Origin of the sequence: Streptomyces sp. NBC_00457 (assembly GCF_036014015.1) — a bacterium.
Lineage (GTDB): Bacteria > Actinomycetota > Actinomycetes > Streptomycetales > Streptomycetaceae > Streptomyces.
The window spans coordinates 7,816,439-7,834,291 of record NZ_CP107905.1; the positions used below are offsets into that span (position 1 = coordinate 7,816,439).

The following is a 17,853-nucleotide window of genomic DNA, read 5'->3' on the forward strand; positions in this document are numbered from 1 at the left end:
GAGCGCTCTTCGCCACGGTCCTACGGCAGCGCCAGCATCCGCTCCAGCGCCAGCTTCGCGAACGCCTCTGTCTCCTTGTCGACCTCGATCCGGTTGACCAGGTTGCCCTCGGCCAGCGACTCCAGGGCCCAGACCAGGTGGGGCAGGTCGATGCGGTTCATGGTCGAGCAGAAGCAGACGGTCTTGTCGAGGAAGACGATCTCCTTGCCCTCGGGCGCGAAACGGTTCGCCAGCCGGCGCACGAGATTCAGCTCGGTCCCGATGGCCCACTTGGAGCCGGCCGGCGCCGCCTCCAGCGCCTTGATGATGTACTCGGTCGAGCCGACGTAGTCCGCCGCGGAGACGACCTCGTTCTTGCACTCGGGGTGGACGAGGACGTTCACGCCGGGGATGCGCTCACGGACGTCGTTCACCGAGTCCAGGCTGAAACGGCCGTGCACCGAGCAGTGACCCCGCCAGAGGATCATCTTGGCGTCGCGCAGCTGCTCCGCCGTCAGCCCGCCGTTCGGCTTGTGCGGGTTGTAGAGCACGCAGTCCTCGAGGGACATGCCCATGTCGCGGACGGCGGTGTTGCGGCCGAGGTGCTGGTCCGGCAGGAAGAGCACCTTCTCGCCCTGCTCGAAGGCCCACTCCAGGGCCCGCTGGGCATTGGAGGACGTGCAGATCGTGCCGCCGTGCTTGCCCGTGAACGCCTTGATGTCCGCGGACGAGTTCATGTACGAGACGGGAACGACCTGCTCGGCGATGCCGGCCTCGGTCAGCACGTCCCAGCACTCGGCGACCTGCTCGGCCGTCGCCATGTCGGCCATGGAGCAGCCGGCGGCGAGGTCCGGCAGGACGACCTTCTGGTCGTCGGAGGTCAGGATGTCCGCCGACTCGGCCATGAAGTGCACACCGCAGAACACGATGTACTCGGCCTCGGGGCGCGCGGCGGCGTCCCGGGCCAGCTTGAACGAGTCACCGGTCACATCCGCGAACTGGATGACCTCGTCGCGCTGGTAGTGGTGGCCGAGCACGAAGACCTTGCTGCCGAGCTTGGCCTTGGCCGTGCGGGCACGCTCGACCAGGTCCGGGTCGGACGGCGAGGGCAGGTCACCGGGACACTCGACGCCGCGTTCGCTCCTCGGGTCGGCCTCACGGCCGAGGAGCAGCAGGGCGAGGGGCGTCGGCTGTACGTCGAGCTCCTGGGTCTGGGCGGTGGTCACGACACGCACCCTTTCTGTTCTGCGGCTCGCCGGCCCGGGGGCGGGTCGGCGGGACATGCGGGACACCGTTCACCGGCGAGAAGAAGCGACTTCTCGTCGATTTGACGCTATCTATCATAACTGCTTCACGTCAGTTTGACGATGGCCATCGCGTCGATGTGACGTGAATCCCGACACCTTGTCGTCGCATGGCGTTGTCGCGTTGTCCGTGCCGCTGTCCACGGGCCGCTGTGCGCTTGTCCACAGGCCGCTGTGCGCTTCCGGGCGCATGTGCGAGCATGAAGAGACAAGCCAAGGGAAAGTCTCGGGCGGGCCCGGAATGAATCCGCGGCCGCGCCGGTTGCAACCGTCGGCAAGCAGTCTCCGTACTACCCGGGAGAGATGTAGATGTCCGTATCGGACGAGACCAGCACCGTCACCGACGGCATCATCCTGTCCGACGCCGCCGCGGCGAAGGTCAAGGCCCTGCTCGACCAGGAAGGCCGTGACGATCTGGCCCTGCGCGTCGCCGTTCAGCCCGGCGGCTGCTCCGGCCTGCGCTACCAGCTCTTCTTCGACGAGCGTTCCCTCGACGGTGACGTGGTCAAGGACTTCGGCGGCGTCAAGGTCGTCACCGACCGCATGAGCGCGCCGTACCTGGGCGGTGCCTCCATCGACTTCGTGGACACCATCGAGAAGCAGGGCTTCACGATCGACAACCCGAACGCGACGGGCTCCTGCGCCTGCGGTGACTCCTTCAACTAAGCCTCGAGCTTCAGTGGGGCCCAGGCCTCAAGCGTGATGTGAAGGCGGCGGCCCCCTCCGAGGGGGCCGCCGCCTTCACGCTTGTGTGCGGCAGGCGTCACGCTTGTATGCGGCAGACTTCACGCTTGTGTGCGGCAGATCAGCGGGCCCCGGACGTCTCCGGCAGCCGCGCACCCGCCTTCTCCAGCGGGACCGCCTTGCCGTTTGCCCCGACGACCTTCCGGTCGCCCAGCGGCTCGTCCAGCTGGACGGTCTGGTGGTACTCCTTCGCGATCATGATGCAGACCTTGCCCGCCCAGGGCTTCTCGGTCACCGTGACCGTCACCTTGTCGCCGTCCTCGGTCGCCGCCGCCTCGTAGTCGGCGCAGACCCCACCGGTGAAGGCCACGGTCAGCTCGCTGCCCTCGGCCGTGTAGCCCTGCACCGTCACCTTGCGAGGGGCCGGCGCGGCGGTCGGCTCGTCGCCGGGCGAGGTCGGCAGCGTGCTGGGTTGCCCGCTCGGCGCGGAGGTCGCCGGCGAGGCCAGGTACTTCGGGTCGACCGCCGGGTGCGTCACCGTGAAGGCGTCCTCGGCGCCCGGGGCCCGCACCTCGTACAGCCAGGACGGCACCAGCGCCGGCTGCCCGCCCACGGTGTGCGAGGCCAGCCCGAACACCGCCTTCTCGACGGTGATCGTCTGCTGCGGAGCGCCGCTCTCCGAACCGCACGGCGCCTCCATCCGGTCCTTCAGCGGTACGGGACTGGCGCAGCCGCCGATGCCCATCCGGTGGTCGGCCGCCGGCGCCTTGTTCATCAGACCCAGCGTCTTCTCGGCGCTCAGCACGGGATACGTGTCCCCCTTCGCCGGCGCCTTCAACTGACCGCTGCCGCCCACGACTTCGCCCTCGGTGCCGATCGTCAGTCCGGTCGTCCAGCCGTACGTCGGCATTCCGCCGACCATCGGATTCGCGTTCACCACGCGCTGGGCGCCGATGACCTGGCTGGTGTCGATCTTGGCGTCGTCCTGTCCGACGGCCTTGAGGATCGGCGCGGCCGCCTGCTCGGCGGCCTCGGGGCTCACCGGATCGTCCGCCGGATTGGCCGGGCCCTTGGAACAGACGGTGGTGCTCTCGCAGGCGTCCGTCCTCGGCGCGTACCGGTGGAACGTCCACGTACCCGGCGCCGCCTTGTTCACCTGCAGACTCGGCCCCGCCGCGTCCTTCGCGCCCACCGTCCAGGCCTGCCCCTGGGCGACCGGCGTCCCGTCCACGCCCAGTGCGGCAGCCAGCTCGGCCACCTGGCCCTCGGTGACCTCACCGCTCACCCGGTACACCGGTGCGGACTCGGGCCCGTCCGGCATCTCGCCCTCGGCCTTGTACGTCACCCCGTTCGGGTCGGGCTCGCCCGGCGCGATACCCGCGCTGCCCTCCGAGTACCCGTCGAGCGCGAGCGGCGGGGGAGTGCCGTCGCCGCCGGGCGCCCCGGACGACGTACGCCCTTCCGAACCACCGGACGCGGTCGCGGCGAAGTACGCCCCACCACCACCGACGAGCAGCACGGCCGCGGCGACGGAGGCAATGGCGACGGGAGAACGCCGCCGAGGGGGCCGTGGCGCAGAGCCGTCTTCAGGGGCGACCACGTGGAGGTCGGAGGTGTCGGGCGTTTCGGCGCTGGGAGGCGTGGGGGCGGGTGCGTCAGTGTCGAGGGGGGCGGGGTCGGGTGCTTCCTCGTCCTCGTCCTCGGCTGTGGCGTCGGGCGCTACCGCGTCAGGTGCCTCGCCCACGGAGCCGTCGCTCTCCGCCGAAGTGCCTTCGCCCGCCGGGGCGCCCGGCTCCTCGGTGGTGCCGCTTGCCTCCTGGGCACTCGGCTCCTCGGAGGTGTCGCCCGCCTCCCGGGCGCTCTGCTCCTCCGAGGCATCCTTCCCGGCGGTGTCAGTGGCGTCCCGAGTCGGCCCGGCGTCTTCGGTGGCACCGACGGCGCCCTTCTCCGTCCGTGCCTCCTCGGCGTCCTTGCCGGAGGCGCCCGCATCGTCGTTGTCGGGTCGCTCGGTGTTCACCGCATCGCTCCTTCGCCTGCACAGCTGTCCCTGTTGACCCGGCCCTGCCAATTCGGCGCGGGCGAGAGGTCGTATTCCGCATCCCCTCTACGGGGGACAGCGATGGGACGCAGCGGGGGAGCGCGCGGTTCCCCTGACGGCGCTGAATCAGTCTCCGTAGTCCGACATGGCGTCCAGCAGCCGCGCGGACTTCTTCGGCACGCTCACCCCGTGAATGAGCGAGGGGGAGACGGGAAGGGCGGCGCTCCGGTCCGGAACCGTCCAGTGGGGGGCCATCCGGGCACAGTCGCCCCGCAGCGACGCCAGATCGCCTTCGAGATCGACCGGGACCGGAGCATGGACGTCGAGTTTCGTCATAACGGCACCGTATGCACGTCCGAGTCGGCAAGAAAGATCTACTATCGGGTAGTTTTGGTCGCTTCAACGTCACCGCGCCGACCCGGTAGCGTTAACTGTCAATCCGCCCGCCCGTCTCCCACCACCACCCTTCCAAAGAGCGCTTCGCGCGCCCCTTCTAATTTCCGTTGGAGATACCTAGCCGTGCGCATCGCAGTCACCGGCTCCATCGCCACCGACCACCTCATGACCTTCCCCGGCCGCTTCGCCGACCAGCTCGTCGCGGACCAACTGCACACGGTCTCGCTCTCCTTCCTGGTCGACAACCTCGACGTACGCCGGGGCGGGGTCGGCGCGAACATCGCCTTCGGCATGGGCCAGCTCGGCACCAAGCCGATCCTGGTCGGGGCCGCCGGCTTCGACTTCGACGACTACCGCGCCTGGCTCGGCCGGCACGGCGTCGACACCGACTCGGTCCGTATCTCCGAGACGCTGCACACCGCCCGCTTCGTGTGCACCACGGACGCCGACCACAACCAGATCGGCTCCTTCTACACCGGCGCGATGAGCGAGGCCCGCCTCATCGAGCTCAAGACCGTCGCGGACCGCGTCGGCGGCCTCGACCTGGTCCTGATCGGCGCCGACGACCCGGAGGCGATGCTCCGCCACACCGAGGAGTGCCGCTCCCGGTCCATCCCGTTCGCCGCCGACTTCTCCCAGCAGATCGCCCGCATGAGCGGTGACGAGATCCGGATCCTGCTGGACGGGGCGACGTACCTCTTCTCGAACGAGTACGAGAAGGGCCTCATCGAGTCCAAGACCGGCTGGACCGACGCCGAGATCCTCGCCAAGGTCGGCACCCGCGTCACCACGCTCGGCTCGCGCGGCGTCCGCATCGAGCGCGTCGGCGAGGACCCGATCGAGGTCGGCTGCCCGGAGGAGGAGCGCAAAGCCGACCCCACGGGCGTCGGCGACGCGTTCCGTGCCGGGTTCCTCTCCGGTCTTGCCTGGGGTGTCTCGCCGGAGCGCGCCGCGCAGGTCGGATGCATGCTTGCCACGCTGGTCATCGAGACGGTGGGTACGCAGGAGTACCAGTTGCGCCGGGCGCACTTCATGGATCGGTTCACGAAGGCGTACGGGCATGACGCGGCCGAAGAGGTAACGGCTCACCTGGGCTGACGTTCGACTACGCGTTTGCCTCGGCGGGTCCGTTGTCGACTGCGGGTCCGTCGGGGCTGGTCGCGCCCACGCGGCGGAGCCGCAAATTGATACAGCCCCGCGCCCCTGAGGGCGTTCAGCTCACCCGGCGTACCAAGTACGCCGTTCCCTTCTCCGCCGGTTCTTCTCCTACGTACTCCTGCTCCCGCATCTCGCACCACGCCGGAATGTCCAGCCGTGCCGCCTCGTCGTCGGACAGTACGCGGACCGTGCCGCCGATGGGTACGTCGCCGATGACCTTCGCCAGTTCGATCACGGGGATCGGGCACCGCTTGCCGAGTGCGTCCACGATCAGGACGTTCTCCCGCACGGTCGTCGTCGTGGGTGCCGGTGCGCCCAACTTCTCCCGCACCCCCGCCACGGCCCCCGGCAGCACCTCCAGGAACCGGTCGACGTCCTCCGCCGGAGTCCCGGACGGCAGCGAAACCCGCACGTTTCCCTCACTCAGCACTCCCATCGCTCGCAGCACATGGCTGGGCGTCAGCGTGCTGCTCGTGCAGGACGACCCGGACGACACGGAGAAACCGGCACGATCCAGCTCGTGCAGCAATGTCTCCCCGTCGACATAAAGACAGGAGAAGGTGACGATCCCGGGCAGCCGCCGCATCGGATCGCCCACCACCTCCACATCGGGCACCGACTCCGCCACCCGAGCCCGGATCCGCTCCGTCAACTCCCGCAGCCGTACCGCCTCCTGCGCCGCCTCCGCCCGCACCGCCCGCAACGAGGCCGCCGCCGCCACGATCGCCGGCAGATTCTCGAACCCGGCCGCCCGCCCCGACTCCCGCTCGTCCACGGGCCCTTGAACGGCGAACCGCACCCCCTTGCGCACCACGAGCAGCCCGACCCCCGAAGGCCCACCCCACTTGTGCGCACTGGCTGCCAACAACGACCACTCACCCTCGACGGGCCCCCACCCCAGCGACTGCGCCGCATCCACCAGCAACGGCACCCCGGCCTCCCGGCACAACTCCGCCACCGCGGCAACCGGCTGCTCCGTCCCCACCTCATGGTTGGCCGACTGCAGACACGCGAGCGCGGTATCGGGCCGAAGAGCGGCGCCGTACGCCTGAGGCGCCACCGCCCCCGTCCGATCCACGGCAACCTTCGTCACCGTCCCGCCGTCCGCCTCATGCGCATCGGCCGAATGGAGCACCGAGGAATGTTCGACCGCTGACACGATCAGGTGACGCCCGACCCGCCGCCGCCCCGCCAACGCCCCCGAGATTCCCGAGTGCACAGCCCGAGTACCGGACGACGTGAACACCAGCTCATCGGCCCGACACCCCACAACCTCAGCAGCAGCCTCCCGAGCAGCATCCAACAACAACCGAGCCCGCCGCCCCTCCCGGTAGAGCCGGGACGGATCGGCCCACCCCTCATCAAGAGAGGCCTGCAAGGCCTGCCGAGCAACAGGATGAAGAGGAGCGGCCGAAGCGGCATCAAAGTAGGACACACAGCAACGCTAAACGCCCAGTCACCACAACGCCCCAAAGGGGCGCGGGGCGGTGACACTAGCGGCTCCGCCGCGGGGCGCGACCAGCCACAAACAACCCGCACCCGCCAGTCCAGCGAACCGCCCACTCCACTAGGCCCCCCTCCCCGCGAACCGTCGGAGACAGTCGGCTAGGGTTTGGTCCGCATAAACATCCAAACCCCTGCCCGACGCAGGGCGGCGACCGACCAGCGAGAAGGCCGCAGCCAATACGCGCGGGCGAGACTCTCGGGAAGGCGCTACGTGAGTCCCTACGGCTCCGACCTCCCCCACGCCCTGGGGGGCGCGGGCGGTACCCCCACGCCGCGGCGCCCGATGCGGCGGAAGCTGCTGCAGGCACTGACCGCGGGCTTGGTCCTGGCGACTGCAACCGGTTGCACATACGAGGACTTCCCCCGCCTTGGTATGCCCACCCCCACCACCGAAGAGGCTCCGCGGATCCTCTCCCTGTGGCAGGGATCGTGGGCCGCCGCGCTCGCCACCGGCGTGCTGGTCTGGGGCCTGATCCTGTGGAGCACCATCTTCCACCGGCGCAGCCGCACCAAGGTCGAGGTTCCTCCGCAGACTCGGTACAACATGCCGATCGAGGCGCTGTACACGGTGGTCCCGCTCATCATCGTCTCGGTCCTCTTCTACTTCACGGCCCGCGACGAGTCCGAGCTCCTCAGCCTCAAGAAGAAGCCGGACGTCACCGTCAACGTCGTCGGCTTCCAGTGGAGCTGGGGCTTCAACTACGTCGAGAACGTCGACGGTTCCACCGGTGACGCGAAGACCGACAAGAACCTGGCCGCGATCCCGGACCGGTTCAAGGAGGACTTCCCGGCGAACGCCGGCGGTGTCTACGACGTCGGCACGCCCGGCACGCGGAACCCGCAGACCGGCAACCCGGGCCCCACCCTGTGGCTGCCCAAGGGCAAGACGGTCCGCTTCGTCCTCACCTCGCGTGACGTCATCCACTCCTTCTGGGTGGTGCCGTTCCTGATGAAGCAGGACGTCATCCCGGGCCACACCAACTCCTTCCAGGTGACCCCCAACAAGGAGGGCACCTTCCTGGGCAAGTGCGCCGAGCTGTGCGGCGTCGACCACTCCCGGATGCTGTTCAACGTGAAGGTCGTCTCCCCGGAGCGCTACGAGCAGCACCTCAAGGACCTCGCGAAGAAGGGGCAGACCGGTTACGTTCCCGCCGGCATCGCGCAGACGAGCCACGAGAAGAACCGGGAGACGAACAACCTGTGAGCATCCTCAACGAACCCCAGGGTGCCGCCGCAGCGGAGTCCCACTACACGGACGAGCTGCCGGTCAGGCGCAAGCAGCCCGGCAACGTCGTGATCAAGTGGCTCACCACCACTGACCACAAGACGATCGGAACGCTCTACCTCGTCACGTCGTTCGCGTTCTTCTGCATCGGTGGCGTGATGGCGCTCTTCATGCGCGCCGAACTGGCCCGTCCGGGCCTGCAGATCATGTCGAACGAGCAGTTCAACCAGGCGTTCACGATGCACGGCACGATCATGCTGCTGATGTTCGCGACGCCGCTGTTCGCCGGTTTCACGAACTGGATCATGCCGCTGCAGATCGGCGCGCCCGACGTGGCGTTCCCGCGGCTGAACATGTTCGCCTACTGGCTGTACCTGTTCGGCTCGCTGATCGCGGTGGGCGGTTTCCTCACCCCCCAGGGCGCGGCCGACTTCGGCTGGTTCGCCTACTCCCCGCTGTCGGACGCGGTCCGCTCGCCAGGCATCGGCGCCGACCTGTGGATCATGGGCCTGGCCTTCTCCGGCTTCGGCACGATCCTCGGCGCGGTCAACTTCATCACCACCATCATCTGCATGCGCGCCCCGGGCATGACCATGTTCCGCATGCCGATCTTCACGTGGAACGTGCTGCTCACCGCGGTCCTGGTGCTGCTGGCCTTCCCGGTCCTCGCGGCCGCGCTGTTCGCCCTGGAGGCGGACCGAAAATTCGGGGCGCATATCTTCGACTCCGCCAATGGCGGGGCCTTGCTATGGCAACACCTCTTCTGGTTCTTCGGCCATCCAGAGGTGTACATCATCGCGTTGCCATTCTTCGGAATCATTTCCGAAGTCATCCCGGTCTTCTCCCGCAAGCCGATGTTCGGCTACATGGGTCTGATCGGCGCGACCATCGCGATCGCGGGTCTGTCCGTGACGGTGTGGGCCCACCACATGTATGTCACCGGCGGTGTATTGCTTCCGTTCTTCTCCTTCATGACGTTCCTCATCGCCGTACCAACAGGCGTGAAGTTCTTCAACTGGATCGGAACGATGTGGAAGGGCTCCTTGTCCTTCGAGACACCGATGCTCTGGGCGGTCGGCTTCCTGATCACCTTCACCTTCGGCGGTCTGACCGGCGTCATCCTGGCCTCGCCGCCGATGGACTTCCACGTCTCGGACTCGTACTTCGTGGTGGCGCACTTCCACTACGTCGTCTTCGGCACCGTCGTCTTCGCGATGTTCGCCGGCTTCCACTTCTGGTGGCCGAAGTTCACCGGCAAGATGCTCGACGAGCGCCTCGGCAAGATCACCTTCTGGACGCTGTTCGTCGGCTTCCACGGCACCTTCCTGGTCCAGCACTGGCTGGGCGCGGAGGGCATGCCGCGTCGGTACGCGGACTATCTCGCGGCCGACGGCTTCACGGCCCTGAACACGATCTCGACGATCAGCTCGTTCGTGCTCGGCCTGTCGATCCTGCCGTTCTTCTACAACGTGTGGAAGACCGCCAAGTACGGCAAGCCCGTCGAGGTCGACGACCCGTGGGGCTACGGCCGTTCGCTGGAGTGGGCGACGTCCTGCCCGCCGCCGCGGCACAACTTCCTCACCCTGCCGCGGATCCGCAGCGAATCCCCGGCCTTCGACCTGCATCACCCCGAGATCGCCGCTCTCGACCAGCTCGAGAACGCGCCTCACGGTGAGAAGGCTCTCGCGGGCGGCAAGGAGGCCGGCAAGTGAAGATCCAGGGCAAGATGTTCATGTGGCTGAGCGTCTTCATGCTCGCCATGGCGATCGTCTATGGCGTGTGGTCGAAGGAGCCGGCCGGTACCACGGCCCTCTTCCTGGCCTTCGGCCTGAGCATCATGATCGGCTTCTACCTGGGCTTCACCGCCAAGCGGGTCGACGTGGGCGCCCAGGACAACAAGGAGGCGGACGTCGCGGACGACGCCGGCGAGGTCGGGTTCTTCAGCCCGCACAGCTGGCAGCCGCTCTCCCTCGCGGTCGGCGGCGCGCTCGCCTTCCTGTCGATCGCGATCGGCTGGTGGCTGATGTACTTCTCGGCGCCGCTGATCCTGGTGGGCCTGTGGGGCTGGGTCTTCGAGTACTACCGCGGTGAGAACCGCACCCAGTAACACACACCGAGCGCTCCGGGGCCCGGACACTCCGTCAAGGAGGGTCCGGGCTCCTCCGTTTACCGCAATCACGTTCCCCCGTACGGGCCACCCAGCGCGCCACCGTTGACGAGGCTTCCTAGCGTGAAGCCATGAACGACTCACCCCGCACCACCCGCACCGCGGTCGGCTGCACGCTGCTGGCGATGGCCCTCGGCGCGGGCGTCACCGGCTGCGGCAGCGACGGCAACCCACTGTCCGCCGCACCGTACGACGCGGCGGACCAGATCGCCTTCAACGGCTCCTCCGAGGGCGGGAAGAAAGCCGACCCGGACAAGCCCCTGGAGGTCGTCGCAGAGGGCTCCGACGGGCGCATCACGGATGTCACGGCCCGGGACGGCAGAGGCAGGTTCGTGGCCGGCGAGCTCTCCGCCGACGGCTCCCGCTGGCACAGCACCTCACCGCTGGCCGCCAACGCCCACTACACCGTCCGGGTGAGCACGGAGGACGAGGACGGGGCGCCCGGCCGCAAGGTCCTCAGCTTCGACACCGGCAAGCCCCTCACCAAGAAGCGCCTGAAGGTGGAGTTCGGGCCGCGGGCGGGCACGTACGGCGTCGGCCAGCCCATCACGGCCGAACTCGACCAGCCCATCAAGCTCAAGGCCCAGCGCGCCATCATCGAACGGGCGCTCAAGGTCGAGTCCACGCCCGCGGCGGAGGGCGCCTGGCACTGGGTGGACGACCAGAAGCTCCACTACCGCCCCAAGGAGTACTGGCCCACCCACGCCACCATCCGGGTCCGCAGCACCCTGGAGGGCATAAAGGTCAGCGACCGGCTCTGGGGCGGCGCGACGAAGCCGCTGAAACTCACCACCGGCGACAAGGTCATCGCCGTCACGGACGCCTCGTCCCACTCCATGACGGTCTACAAGAACGACGAGGCGATCAACCAGATCCCCGTCACCACCGGCAAGCCCGGCTTCGAGACCCGCAACGGCGTCAAGGTCGTACTCGGCAAGGAGTACTTCGTACGCATGCGCGGCACCAGCATCGGTATCGCCGAGGGCTCCTCGGAGTCGTACGACCTGCCCGTCTACTGGGCCACCCGCGTCACCTGGAGCGGCGAGTACGTCCACGCCGCCCCGTGGTCCGTCGGCTCCCAGGGCTACGCCAACGTCAGCCACGGCTGCACCGGCATGAGCACCGGCAACGCCGCCTGGTTCTACGAGAACGTCCGCGAGGGCGATCTCGTCGAGGTCGTGAACTCCTACGGCGACACCATGGAACCGTTCGGCAACGGCTTCGGCGACTGGAACCTCCAGTGGAAGCACTGGCGCAAGGGCAGCGCCCTCATCAAGGGCAACCCGGAGGGCCCAGGCCCGGAAGACGCGGCACGGCTCAGGCCGACGGCGGTGTGAGGCGCCCCGTCAGGCGCTGAGCGCCTTGTTGTCCCGCAGCAAGGAAGCCAGCGCAGCGGCGAACTCCACCGGATCCACCGGCAACGTCACCGCTGCCTCCGCCCGGCTCCACGTAGCCAGCCAGGCATCCTGCGGACGCCCCATCAGCACCAGCACGGGCGGGCAGTTGAACACCTCGTCCTTGATCTGACGGCACAGCCCCATGCCTCCCATCGGCACGGCCTCACCGTCCAGCACACAGACGTCGATGCCCCCCTTGTCCAACTCGGCGATCACCGCCGCAGGCGTGGCGCACTCCAGGAACTCGACCAGGGGAACATCGGGAGCCGGCCGCCGGCCGGAGGCCAACCGCACCTGCTCGCGGGTGTTGGAGTCGTCGCTGTAGACCAGCACCGTGGCGGTCGGCTGCATGGTTCCTCCGTGACATCAGCGTCGTAAGGATCAGGCCCGTTGGGCCGGATGCTACTCCCTTCAACACCACGTCAACACCGGTACGGGCGGGAGAGACACTCCGAACGGCACCCCCGGAGTGAGGGCGGGATAAGCGACCGACATAATGTCGGTCGTGGCGACAGCAACGACAGTAGACAAGGGTCACGCGCACCCGTCGGTCAATCGACCGAACCTCACCAGCGTCGGAACCATCATCTGGCTGAGTTCCGAGCTGATGTTCTTCGCGGCCCTCTTCGCGATGTACTTCACCCTGCGATCGGTGACCGGGCCGACTCACTGGAAGGAGATGGCGTCCAGCCTGAACTTCCCGTTCTCGGCGGCCAACACCACGATCCTGGTGCTCTCCTCCCTCACCTGTCAGCTCGGCGTGTTCGCCGCCGAGCGCGGTGATGTGAAGAAGCTCCGGATGTGGTTCATCGTCACCTTCGTCATGGGCGCGATCTTCATCGGCGGTCAGGTCTTCGAGTACACGGAGCTGGTCAAGCACGAGGGCCTCTCGCTCTCGTCCGACCCGTACGGCTCGGTGTTCTACCTGACCACCGGCTTCCACGGCCTGCACGTGACGGGTGGCCTCATCGCCTTCCTGTTCGTCCTCGGCCGCACCTACGCGGCCAGACGGTTCACTCACGAGCAGGCGACCGCCGCCATCGTCGTGTCCTACTACTGGCACTTCGTCGATGTCGTCTGGATCGGCCTCTTCGCCACGATCTACATGATCAAGTAGCCGGGGCCGCGGTCCCGCACCGTTTTCCAGAAGCATCGACGCAGAAGATCCTGACACCGGGGTAATCCGTGAAAAAGCTCTCCGCACGACGACGCCATCCGCTGGCGGCGGTCGTCGTTCTACTCCTCGCGCTGGCATGCACCGGGGGGCTGTACGCCGTGTTCGCACCAGCGGACAAGGCGCAGGCCGATGAAACAGCCCAGTCCCTCGCCATCGACGAGGGCAAGAAGCTCTACGCCGTCGGCTGCGCCAGCTGCCACGGCACCGGCGGTCAGGGCACCACCGACGGTCCGAGCCTGGTGGGCGTGGGCGCCGCGGCCGTCGACTTCCAGGTGGGCACCGGCCGTATGCCGGCCCAGCAGCCGGGCGCGCAGGTCCCGAAGAAGAAGGTCGTCTACTCGCAGGCCGAGATCGACCAGCTCGCGGCCTACATCTCCTCGCTGGGTGCCGGCCCGTCCGTCCCCACCGAGCGGCAGTACAGCCCCGAGGACGCCGACATCGCCAAGGGCGGTGAGCTGTTCCGCACCAACTGCGCGCAGTGCCACAACTTCACCGGCAAGGGCGGCGCGCTCACGCACGGCAAGTTCGCACCCGACCTCGAGGGCGTCTCCCCGAAGCACATCTACGAGGCCATGCAGACCGGCCCGCAGAACATGCCCTCGTTCCCCGACACCATCCTGTCGGAGCAGAACAAGAAGGACATCATCGCGTACCTCGACGCGGTCAACAGCGACGACACCGAGAGCCCCGGCGGCCTCGAGCTGGGCGGACTGGGTCCGGTCAGCGAGGGTCTGTTCTCGTGGGTCTTCGGACTCGGCGCACTGATCGCGGTCGCCGTCTGGGTCGCCGCTCGGACCGCAAAGGCCAAGAAGTCATGAGTAGCCAAGACATTCCTGAAGAGAACCTGCCCGCTGAGCAGGACACGCACGGCGCCGTAGGCGTCGCGGACGACAAGGACCCGTTCGCGGATCCCGGCCTGCCGCCCCACGAGCACCGGGTGCAGGACATCGACGAGCGGGCCGCCAAGCGGTCCGAGCGCACGGTGGCCATGCTGTTCACGGTGTCGATGCTGGCGACCGTCGGCTTCATCGCCGCGTATGTGGCGATCCCCGTCGACCAGTCGGTCTACATCTTCCCGCTGGGCCACATCAGCGGGCTGAACTTCGCGCTGGGCATGACGCTCGGCATCGCCCTGTTCGCCATCGGCGCCGGCGCGGTCCACTGGGCCCGCACGCTGATGTCGGACGAGGAGATGGTCGACGAGCGCCACCCGATCGAGGCGGAGCCCGAGCTCAAGGCCAAGGTCATGGCCGACTTCCAGCAGGGCGCCAAGGAGTCCGCGCTGGGCCGCCGCAAGCTGATCCGTAACACGATGCTCGGCGCGCTGGCCCTGGTCCCGCTCTCCGGCATCGTCCTGCTGCGCGACCTCGGCCCGCTGCCCGAGACCAAGCTCCGCCACACCAGCTGGCGCCGGGGCAAGCTGCTCGTCAACATGAACACCAACGAGCCGCTGCGTCCCTCCGACGTCGCCGTCGGCTCGCTCACCTTCGCCAAGCCCGAGGGCCTGGAGGAGCACGACCACGACTTCCAGGTCAACATCGCCAAGGACGCCCTGATGATCGTCCGGATCCAGCCGGGCGACATCAAGGACAAGCGCGAGCTGGAGTGGTCCCACGAGGGCATCGTGGCGTACTCGAAGATCTGCACCCACGTCGGTTGCCCGATCTCCCTGTACGAGCAGCAGACGCACCACGTGCTCTGCCCTTGCCACCAGTCCACCTTCGACCTCTCCGACGGTGCCCGAGTGATCTTCGGTCCCGCCGGTCACGCCCTGCCGCAGCTGCGCATCGGCGTGAACGACGAGGGCTACCTCGAGGCGCTCGGCGACTTCGAAGAGCCCGTCGGTCCGGCATTCTGGGAGCGCGGATGAGTACTGCAGCCAACAAAGAGTCCCGCGACCGCGGGAAGGCACCGGGCGGCGAGCGCGTAGCCGACTGGGCCGACGGCCGGCTGGGGATCTACTCCCTCGCCAAGACCAACATGCGCAAGATCTTTCCCGACCACTGGTCGTTCATGCTGGGCGAGATCTGCCTGTACAGCTTCATCATCATCATCCTCACGGGTGTGTATCTGACGCTGTTCTTCCACCCGTCGATGAACGAGGTGGAGTACCACGGCAGTTACGTCCCGATGCAGGGCCAGCTGATGAGTGAGGCGTTCGCCTCGACCCTGCACATCTCCTTCGATGTGCGCGGTGGTCTGCTCATCCGGCAGATCCACCACTGGGCGGCGCTGATCTTCCTGGCCGGCATGTTCGTGCACATGATGCGCGTGTTCTTCACGGGCGCGTTCCGCAAGCCGCGTGAGATCAACTGGCTGTTCGGCTTCCTGCTGTTCGTCCTGGGCATGTTCACCGGCTTCACCGGTTACTCGCTCCCGGACGACCTGCTCTCCGGCACCGGTGTCCGCTTCATGGAGGGCGCGATCCTGTCCGTGCCGATCGTCGGCACGTATCTGTCGTTCTTCCTCTTCGGCGGGGAGTTCCCGGGCGGCGACTTCGTGGCCCGCTTCTACTCGATCCACATCCTGCTGCTGCCGGGCATCATGCTCGGCCTGGTGGTCGGCCATCTGATCCTGGTCTTCTACCACAAGCACACGCAGTTCGCGGGCCCCGGCCGCACCAACAAGAACGTCGTCGGCATGCCGCTGCTGCCGGTCTACATGGCCAAGGCCGGAGGCTTCTTCTTCCTGGTCTTCGGTGTCATCGCGGTCGTCTCGGCGATCGCCACGATCAACCCGATCTGGGCCCTGGGCCCCTACCGTCCGGACCAGGTCTCCACCGGCGCCCAGCCCGACTGGTACATGGGCTTCTCCGAGGGTCTGATCCGGGTGATGCCTGGCTGGGAGGTCAACTTCTGGGGGCACACGCTCGTCCTGGGCGTGTTCATCCCGCTGATCATCTTCCCGCTGGTGCTGGTCGCGATCGCGGTCTACCCGTTCATCGAGTCCTGGGTCACCGGCGACAAGCGCGAGCACCACATCCTGGACCGCCCGCGCAACGCGCCGACCCGTACGGCCTTCGGCGTCGCGTGGATCACCTGGTACATGGTGCTGCTGATCGGTGGTGGAAACGACCTCTGGGCCACCCACTTCCATCTGTCGATCAACGCGATCACCTGGTTCGTCCGGATCGGGTTCTTCGTCGCCCCGGTGCTCGCGTTCGTGATCACCAAGCGGATCTGCCTCGGCCTCCAGCGCCGGGACAGGGAGAAGGTGCTGCACGGCCGCGAGTCGGGCATCATCAAGCGCCTGCCGCACGGTGAGTTCATCGAGGTGCACGAGCCGCTCAGCCAGGACGCGCTGTACACCCTCACCGCGCACGAGCAGTACGAGCCGGCCGAGATCGGCCCGACGGTCGACGAGAACGGTGTCGAGCGCAAGGTGAAGGGCTCCCAGAAGCTGCGCGCGAAGCTGAGCAAGGCGTACTACGGCGAGGAAGCCCAGATTCCCAAGCCGTCGGTCGAGGAGTACAAGGAGATCACGAGCGGCCACGGCCACCACTGACGCTCCGCTGGTGCCGGGTTGTGTCGGTTGTTGTCTGCGGGTTCGTTGTGGCTGGTCGCGCAGTTCCCCGCGCCCCTGAAGGGGCGCGGCCGAACCGCGGACTCGCCAGGACCGCTGGCCACGCCACGGTTGAAGGGCCCCCGTCCGGTCTTCGGACGGGGGCCCTTCGTCGTGCCCGCGGCTGGATAGGGTGGGAGCACACTTTTCTACGACCCACAGGAGCGGCTATGAGCGCTGTGACCCCCGCTGGAGGCGACATCGCGGCGGGCCGTTCCTGGCCTGAGGTGCTGAACGGTCTGCTGTCCGGGCGCGACCAGGACGCCGACGCCACGTTCTGGGCGCTGGACCAGATCATGCGCGGCGAGGCCACCGACGCCCAGATCGCCGGGTTCGTGGTGGCGCTGCGGGCCAAGGGGGAGACCGTCGAGGAGATCACCGGCCTGGTCCGGGCGATGTACGAGCACGCGAACGTGATCGAAGTGTCGGGGCCGACCGTCGACATCGTCGGCACCGGTGGCGACGGCGCCAAGACGGTGAACATCTCCACGATGTCCTCGATCGTGATCGCCGGCACCGGCGCGAAGGTCGTCAAGCACGGCAACCGGGCCGCGTCCTCCGCGTCCGGTGCCTCGGACGTCCTGGGCAAGCTCGGCGTCAACCTGGAGCTGACCCCGCAGCGGGTGGCCGAGGTGGCCGAGGAGGCCGGGATCACGTTCTGCTTCGCGATCAAGTTTCACCCGGCGCTGCGTCATGTGGGCGCCGCCCGTGGCCAGTTGGGCATCCGCACGGTCTTCAACGTGCTCGGTCCGTTGACCAACCCCGCCCGGGTGCGGGCCCAGGCGGTCGGGGTCGCCGACCCGCGCATGGCGCCGATCGTCGCCGGAGTCTTCGCCGAGCGCGGCAATTCCTCGCTGGTCTTCCGCGGTGACGACGGCCTCGACGAGCTGACGACCACCGCCACCTCCCGGGTGTGGGTCGTACGCGACGGCAAAGTCACCGAGGAGACCTTCGACCCGCGGGACGTAGGCATCGACCTGGTCCCGGTCGAGGCGTTGCGGGGCGGGGATCCGGCCCACAACGCCGATGTCGCCAGGCAGTTGCTGAACGGTGAGACGGGGCCCGTCCGGGACGCCGTACTGCTGAACTCGGCGGCGGCCCTGGTGGCGCTGGAGCCGACGGAGGCGCCGTTGGCCGAGCAGCTGCGGGTCGGTATGGCGAAGGCCGCCGAGTCGATCGACTCCGGGGCAGCGAAGCTGACGCTGGAGCGCTGGGTGGCCGCGAGCCACAAGTAGCGCGAAACGCAAGGAGACGTCCCGCG

General features: G+C 67.9%; 16 protein-coding genes. 11 read left to right on the forward strand and 5 right to left on the reverse strand.

Going from position 1 to position 17,853, the window contains the following annotated elements:
* Positions 1–20 precede the first annotated feature (20 nt).
* Entirely contained in the window at positions 21–1,205 is a 1,185-nt protein-coding gene (gene nadA / locus OG828_RS35675; protein WP_328503504.1) for a quinolinate synthase NadA, read from the reverse strand.
* A gap of 387 nt (positions 1,206–1,592) precedes the next feature.
* On the opposite strand from nadA, the gene OG828_RS35680 reads away from it, so the two are divergent.
* A complete protein-coding gene (locus OG828_RS35680) occupies positions 1,593–1,949 on the forward strand; it encodes an iron-sulfur cluster assembly accessory protein (protein WP_328366087.1) in 357 nt (118 codons plus the stop codon).
* A 139-nt stretch (positions 1,950–2,088) separates the two neighbouring features.
* Here the strand turns inward: OG828_RS35680 and OG828_RS35685 are convergent, their stop codons facing one another.
* Both OG828_RS35685 and OG828_RS35690 read right to left on the reverse strand, forming a co-directional pair.
* On the reverse strand, positions 2,089–3,984 hold the full coding sequence (locus OG828_RS35685; protein ID WP_328503505.1) for a hypothetical protein: 1,896 nt from the start codon (positions 3,982–3,984) through the stop codon (positions 2,089–2,091).
* A gap of 147 nt (positions 3,985–4,131) precedes the next feature.
* Positions 4,132–4,341 carry a hypothetical protein gene (locus tag OG828_RS35690; protein WP_210576199.1) on the reverse strand — a complete coding sequence of 70 codons (210 nt, stop codon included), beginning with the start codon at positions 4,339–4,341 and terminating at the stop codon, positions 4,132–4,134.
* Positions 4,342–4,524: 183 nt separating this feature from the next.
* On the opposite strand from OG828_RS35690, the gene OG828_RS35695 reads away from it, so the two are divergent.
* Entirely contained in the window at positions 4,525–5,499 is a 975-nt protein-coding gene (locus tag OG828_RS35695; RefSeq protein ID WP_328441084.1) for a carbohydrate kinase family protein, read from the forward strand.
* A 115-nt stretch (positions 5,500–5,614) separates the two neighbouring features.
* Here OG828_RS35695 and OG828_RS35700 read toward each other — a convergent pair whose 3' ends face one another.
* Positions 5,615–6,994, reverse strand: a complete 1,380-nt coding sequence (locus OG828_RS35700) for a cysteine desulfurase/sulfurtransferase TusA family protein (protein WP_328503506.1) — start codon at positions 6,992–6,994, stop codon at positions 5,615–5,617.
* Positions 6,995–7,348: 354 nt separating this feature from the next.
* Between OG828_RS35700 and ctaC the strand changes: the two genes are divergently transcribed.
* The 4 genes from ctaC (at position 7,349) to OG828_RS35720 (ending at position 11,794) form a co-directional block, all read left to right on the forward strand.
* On the forward strand, positions 7,349–8,269 hold the full coding sequence (ctaC, locus tag OG828_RS35705; RefSeq protein WP_328372471.1) for an aa3-type cytochrome oxidase subunit II: 921 nt from the start codon (positions 7,349–7,351) through the stop codon (positions 8,267–8,269).
* Complete coding sequence (gene ctaD, locus OG828_RS35710; protein WP_328366098.1) at positions 8,266–10,002, forward strand: aa3-type cytochrome oxidase subunit I; 1,737 nt, start codon at positions 8,266–8,268, stop codon at positions 10,000–10,002. The genes ctaC and ctaD overlap by 4 nt, the downstream gene beginning before the upstream one ends.
* Positions 9,999–10,397 (forward strand): cytochrome c oxidase subunit 4, encoded by a 399-nt coding sequence (locus tag OG828_RS35715; protein WP_210576195.1) that lies wholly within the window; start codon positions 9,999–10,001, stop codon positions 10,395–10,397. Before ctaD ends, OG828_RS35715 begins: the two co-directional genes overlap by 4 nt.
* A gap of 131 nt (positions 10,398–10,528) precedes the next feature.
* The gene (locus OG828_RS35720) at positions 10,529–11,794 is read left to right on the forward strand and encodes a L,D-transpeptidase (RefSeq protein WP_328503507.1); all 1,266 of its coding nucleotides are present in this window, start codon (positions 10,529–10,531) and stop codon (positions 11,792–11,794) included.
* Between the two features lie 9 nt (positions 11,795–11,803).
* Here OG828_RS35720 and OG828_RS35725 read toward each other — a convergent pair whose 3' ends face one another.
* The gene (locus tag OG828_RS35725; protein WP_210576193.1) at positions 11,804–12,205 is read right to left on the reverse strand and encodes a response regulator transcription factor; all 402 of its coding nucleotides are present in this window, start codon (positions 12,203–12,205) and stop codon (positions 11,804–11,806) included.
* 145 nt (positions 12,206–12,350) lie between these two features.
* On the opposite strand from OG828_RS35725, the gene ctaE reads away from it, so the two are divergent.
* The 5 genes from ctaE (at position 12,351) to trpD (ending at position 17,827) form a co-directional block, all read left to right on the forward strand.
* A complete protein-coding gene (gene ctaE, locus OG828_RS35730) occupies positions 12,351–12,971 on the forward strand; it encodes an aa3-type cytochrome oxidase subunit III (RefSeq protein ID WP_328366104.1) in 621 nt (206 codons plus the stop codon).
* Between the two features lie 68 nt (positions 12,972–13,039).
* A complete protein-coding gene (gene qcrC / locus OG828_RS35735) occupies positions 13,040–13,849 on the forward strand; it encodes a cytochrome bc1 complex diheme cytochrome c subunit (RefSeq protein ID WP_328503508.1) in 810 nt (269 codons plus the stop codon).
* A complete protein-coding gene (gene qcrA / locus OG828_RS35740; protein ID WP_328503509.1) occupies positions 13,846–14,901 on the forward strand; it encodes a cytochrome bc1 complex Rieske iron-sulfur subunit in 1,056 nt (351 codons plus the stop codon). The genes qcrC and qcrA overlap by 4 nt, the downstream gene beginning before the upstream one ends.
* Positions 14,898–16,535 (forward strand): cytochrome bc1 complex cytochrome b subunit, encoded by a 1,638-nt coding sequence (gene qcrB, locus OG828_RS35745; protein WP_328366111.1) that lies wholly within the window; start codon positions 14,898–14,900, stop codon positions 16,533–16,535. Before qcrA ends, qcrB begins: the two co-directional genes overlap by 4 nt.
* Before the next feature lie 227 nt (positions 16,536–16,762).
* A complete protein-coding gene (gene trpD / locus OG828_RS35750; protein WP_328503510.1) occupies positions 16,763–17,827 on the forward strand; it encodes an anthranilate phosphoribosyltransferase in 1,065 nt (354 codons plus the stop codon).
* The last annotated feature ends 26 nt before the right edge of the window (positions 17,828–17,853 follow it).